Source organism: Deltaproteobacteria bacterium (genome assembly GCA_016234845.1).
Lineage (GTDB): Bacteria > Desulfobacterota > Deferrimicrobia > Deferrimicrobiales > Deferrimicrobiaceae > JACRNP01.
The window spans coordinates 1-3,876 of sequence record JACRNP010000028.1 but is presented as its reverse complement, the minus strand read 5'-3'; the positions used below and the strand labels follow the sequence as shown (position 1 = coordinate 3,876).

At 65.4% G+C, this 3,876-nt stretch carries 9 protein-coding genes; all 9 read left to right on the top strand.

The window, feature by feature from the left end:
- Positions 1–134: elongation factor Tu (gene tuf / locus HZB86_02315; GenBank protein MBI5904376.1), on the top strand; the 134-nt coding region annotated here is incomplete at its 5' end.
- 32 nt (positions 135–166) lie between these two features.
- The gene (gene rpsJ / locus HZB86_02310; GenBank protein ID MBI5904375.1) at positions 167–475 is read left to right on the top strand and encodes a 30S ribosomal protein S10; all 309 of its coding nucleotides are present in this window, start codon (positions 167–169) and stop codon (positions 473–475) included.
- A gap of 43 nt (positions 476–518) precedes the next feature.
- A complete protein-coding gene (gene rplC, locus HZB86_02305) occupies positions 519–1,154 on the top strand; it encodes a 50S ribosomal protein L3 (protein MBI5904374.1) in 636 nt (211 codons plus the stop codon).
- Between the two features lie 9 nt (positions 1,155–1,163).
- Positions 1,164–1,787: a 50S ribosomal protein L4 gene (gene rplD, locus HZB86_02300; GenBank protein ID MBI5904373.1), complete on the top strand. Its 624-nt coding sequence runs from the start codon at positions 1,164–1,166 to the stop codon at positions 1,785–1,787.
- Positions 1,784–2,071: a 50S ribosomal protein L23 gene (locus HZB86_02295; GenBank protein MBI5904372.1), complete on the top strand. Its 288-nt coding sequence runs from the start codon at positions 1,784–1,786 to the stop codon at positions 2,069–2,071. The genes rplD and HZB86_02295 overlap by 4 nt, the downstream gene beginning before the upstream one ends.
- Positions 2,072–2,084: 13 nt before the next feature.
- Positions 2,085–2,909: a 50S ribosomal protein L2 gene (gene rplB / locus HZB86_02290; GenBank protein MBI5904371.1), complete on the top strand. Its 825-nt coding sequence runs from the start codon at positions 2,085–2,087 to the stop codon at positions 2,907–2,909.
- An 18-nt stretch (positions 2,910–2,927) separates the two neighbouring features.
- Positions 2,928–3,209, top strand: coding sequence for a 30S ribosomal protein S19 (rpsS, locus tag HZB86_02285; GenBank protein MBI5904370.1), 282 nt, complete (start codon positions 2,928–2,930; stop codon positions 3,207–3,209).
- A gap of 16 nt (positions 3,210–3,225) precedes the next feature.
- Positions 3,226–3,558, top strand: a complete 333-nt coding sequence (gene rplV / locus HZB86_02280; protein ID MBI5904369.1) for a 50S ribosomal protein L22 — start codon at positions 3,226–3,228, stop codon at positions 3,556–3,558.
- 13 nt (positions 3,559–3,571) lie between these two features.
- The coding region (gene rpsC, locus HZB86_02275) for a 30S ribosomal protein S3 (GenBank protein ID MBI5904368.1) at positions 3,572–3,876 on the top strand (305 nt) is incomplete at its 3' end.

The following is a 3,876-nucleotide window of genomic DNA, read 5'->3' as shown; positions in this document are numbered from 1 at the left end:
TGATGCCGGGGGACAACATCCAGATGTCGGTGGAGCTGATCACCCCGGTGGCGATGGAGAAGGAGCTGCGGTTCGCGATCCGCGAGGGCGGCCGCACCGTGGGCGCCGGAGTCGTCGCGGAAATCGTGGAATAGGCAAGGGAAACCAGGGGGGTATCGACGTGGCCATCGAGCATCAGAAGATCCGGATCCGGCTGAAGGCCTTCGACCACAAGCTGCTGGACAAGGCGACCGGGGAGATCGTGGAGAAGGCCCGGCAGACGGGCGCCAAGGTCGCGGGGCCGATCCCCCTGCCGACCCAGATCGAGCGGTTCACGGTGAACCGGTCCCCCCACGTCGACAAGAAGAGCCGCGAGCAGTTCGAGATCCGCACGCACAAGCGGCTTCTCGACATCCACGAGCCTCCCGGGGCGACCATCGACGCGCTGATGAAGCTCGACCTTCCCGCGGGAGTGGAAGTCGAGATCAAGCTGTAGCCGGAAAGAAGAAAACGACCGAGAACGGAAGCGGGTGCGAACCATGACGACCGGAATATTGGGAAAGAAGCTGGGCATGACCCAGGTGTTCGACACGGAGGGGAAAGTCATCCCCGTCACCGTGATCGAGGCCGGGCCGTGCACCGTGATCCAGCGGAAGACCGCCCGGACCGACGGGTACGACGCCGTCCAGATCGGGTTCGAGCAGATGAAGGCGTACCGCGCGGGGAAACCGATGCTGGGCCATTTCCAGAAGGCCGGCAAGGGATCCTTCCGGGCGCTCCAGGAGATCCGGCTCGAGGGGAGCGACCCCCTGGACGTCGGATCCGAGATCAAGGTGGACATCTTCAAGGAAGGCGACGTGGTCGACGTCACCGGGCACACCAAGGGGCGGGGATTCACCGGGGTCATCAAGCGGTGGAACTTCAAGGGGGGACGGGCGACGCACGGATCCATGTTCCACAGGGCCCCGGGGTCCATCGGGGCATCCGCGTATCCGTCCCGGGTCATCAAGAACATGAAGATGGCGGGGCACTCCGGAAACGAGCGGGTGACGATCCTGAACCTTCGCGTCGTCGGGGTGCAGCCGGAGAAGAACCTCCTGCTCGTCCGGGGAGCGGTCCCGGGGGCGAAGAACAGCCTGGTCTTCGTGCGCCGCGCCGTGAAGAAGAGCAACTAGGGGGACGACATGGCGACCGTAGAGATCGTGAACAGGGAGCGGAAGGCCGCCGGCACCGCGGAGCTGCCCGACGCCATCTTCGGCGCGGAGGTGAAAAAGCACCTCCTGCACCACGTCGTGACCGCCCAGCTCGCCGCACGGCGCGCCGGCACCCACGAGACGAAGACCCGCAGCGACGTGGCCGGAGGCGGGAAGAAGCCGTTCCGCCAGAAGGGCACCGGCCGCGCGCGGCAGGGAACCAGCCGATCACCGCTGATGCGCGGAGGCGGAACGGTGTTAGGCCCTCACCCGCGCAAGTACGACATGAAGGTGAACCGCAAGGAGATGAGGGCGGCCCTCCGGTGCGCCCTGAGCGCCCGGGCGCAGGAGAACAAGCTGATCCTCGTGGACGACCTGTCGCTGCCGGCGCCGAAGACGAAGGAATTCCTGAAGGTGGCCGCCGCGCTGGGGATCACCGATGCGCTGATCGTCGTCGACTCCGCGCCGGAGAACCTCGCGCTCGGCCTGCGGAACCTGAAGGGGTTCAAGACGCTTCCGGTGCACGCGCTGAACGTCTACGACGTCCTCTCCTACGATCAGCTGGTGCTGACCCGCCCGGCTCTCGAGAAAATCAGCGAGGTGTTCGGGAAATGAACCTCTCCGACGTCATCAAGCGGCCCCTGATCACGGAGAAAGCGACCCTGCTCAAGGGAACCTCGAACTCGGTCCTCTTCGCCGTCGACTCCAGGGCCAATAAGCACGAGGTCCGGCAGGCGGTGGAGAAGCATTTCAAGGTCAAGGTCGTCGACGTGCGGACCATGAACGTCGCCGGCAAGGTCAAGCGCCGCGGCCGCACGGTCGGCCTGCGGCCGGGCTGGAAGAAGGCCGTCGTCACCCTGAAGGACGGCGACAAGATCGAATTCTTCGAAGGGGTCTAAAGGAGCTACCGCGATGGGCATCCGCAAGTACAAGCCGACCTCCCCCGGGCGGAGGGGCATGACGGTCCTCTCGACCGAGGACCTGACGGACAAGAAGCCGGAGCGGGCGCTGACGGAGAGCCTCTCCTCGAGCGGAGGCAGGAACAACCTCGGTGAGACCACGGTATGGCACCGCGGCGGCGGGCACAAGCGGAAGTACCGGATCATCGACTTCAAGCGGAACAAGACGGAGGTGCCCGCGAAAGTGGCGGCCCTGGAATACGACCCGAACCGGTCGGCCCGGATCGCGCTCCTCTCCTACGTCGACGGGGAGAAACGGTACATCCTGGCCCCGACCGGGCTGTCCGTCGGCGACACGGTGATGGCGGGTCCCGGCGCGGACATCAAGCCGGGGAACGCCCTTCCGATCCGGAACATTCCCGTGGGGACGCTGATCCACAACATCGAGCTGAAGGTCGGAAAGGGAGGGCAGCTCGCCCGCTCGGCCGGCGCCGTCGCCCAGATCCTCGCCAAGGAAGGTCAGTACGCGCACCTGCGGCTCGCGTCCGGAGAAGTCCGGCTCGTCTTCATGGAGTGCATGGCGACCGTGGGCCAGGTGGGGAACCTGGACCACGAGAAGGTTTCCCTGGGGAAGGCCGGGCGCAGCCGCTGGAAAGGGGTCCGGCCGACCGTCCGGGGCGTCGCGATGAACCCGGTGGACCACCCGCTGGGCGGAGGAGAAGGGCGGTCCTCCGGAGGACGGCACCCCTGCACGCCGTGGGGGAAGCCCACGAAGGGGTACCGGACGCGCAAGAACCCCGCGACGGACAAGTACATCGTCAAGCGGCGCGGCAAATAACGGAAAAGGGGTTATTCCGTGGGTAGATCGGTAAAGAAGGGACCGTACGTCGAGGAAGGCCTCGCGCGGAAGATGCGGAAGGCGGTCGAGACGGGGGACAAGAAGGTCATCAAGACCTGGTCGAGGCGGTCGACCATCACTCCCGAGATGGTCGGGTACACGTTCGCCGTCCACAACGGGCGGAAGTTCATGCCCGTCTTCGTCACGGAGAACATGGTGGGGCACAAGCTCGGGGAGTTCTCCCCCACGCGCACATTCCACGGCCATTCGGGCGACCGCAAGGCCAAGGTGAAGAAGTAAGGAGGGGGAGCAGGAGATGGAAGCGACCGCAACGGCGAAGTTCATGCGCATCTCCCCGAGGAAGGCGCGACTCGTGGTGGACCTGATCCGCGGGAAGAAGATCTCCGACGCGCGGACGATCCTGTCGCTCGCGAAGAAGGCTTCCGCGGCGACGGTGAAGAAGGTCCTCGACTCCGCGATCGCCAACGCGGGGCAGACCGGCGTCATCGACACGGACACCCTGTACGTCAAGAGCGCCTTCGTGAACGTCGGCGCCTCCCAGAAGCGGTTCCGTCCCGCCCCGATGGGCCGGGCGCACAAATACAAGCGGCGTACCAGTCACATCACCATCGTGGTCGACGAAGCCTGACAGGAGGCGGATCTTGGGACAGAAGACACACCCGTACGGTTTTCGGCTGGGGATCATCAAGAGCTGGCGTTCCCGCTGGTACTCCGAGAAGGATTACGCGTCGCAGCTCCAGGAGGACCTTAAGATCCGGGCGTACGTCAAGAACCGCCTGAACCACGCGGGTGTCTCCTCCATCGAGATCGAGCGCCGCAGCAACCGCGTCAACATCCTGATCGCCACCGCGCGTCCCGGGATCGTCATCGGGAAGAAGGGCGCGGAGATCGAGAACCTGAAGAAGGAGCTGCAGAAGCTGACGCCGAAGGACGTGTCCATCAACAT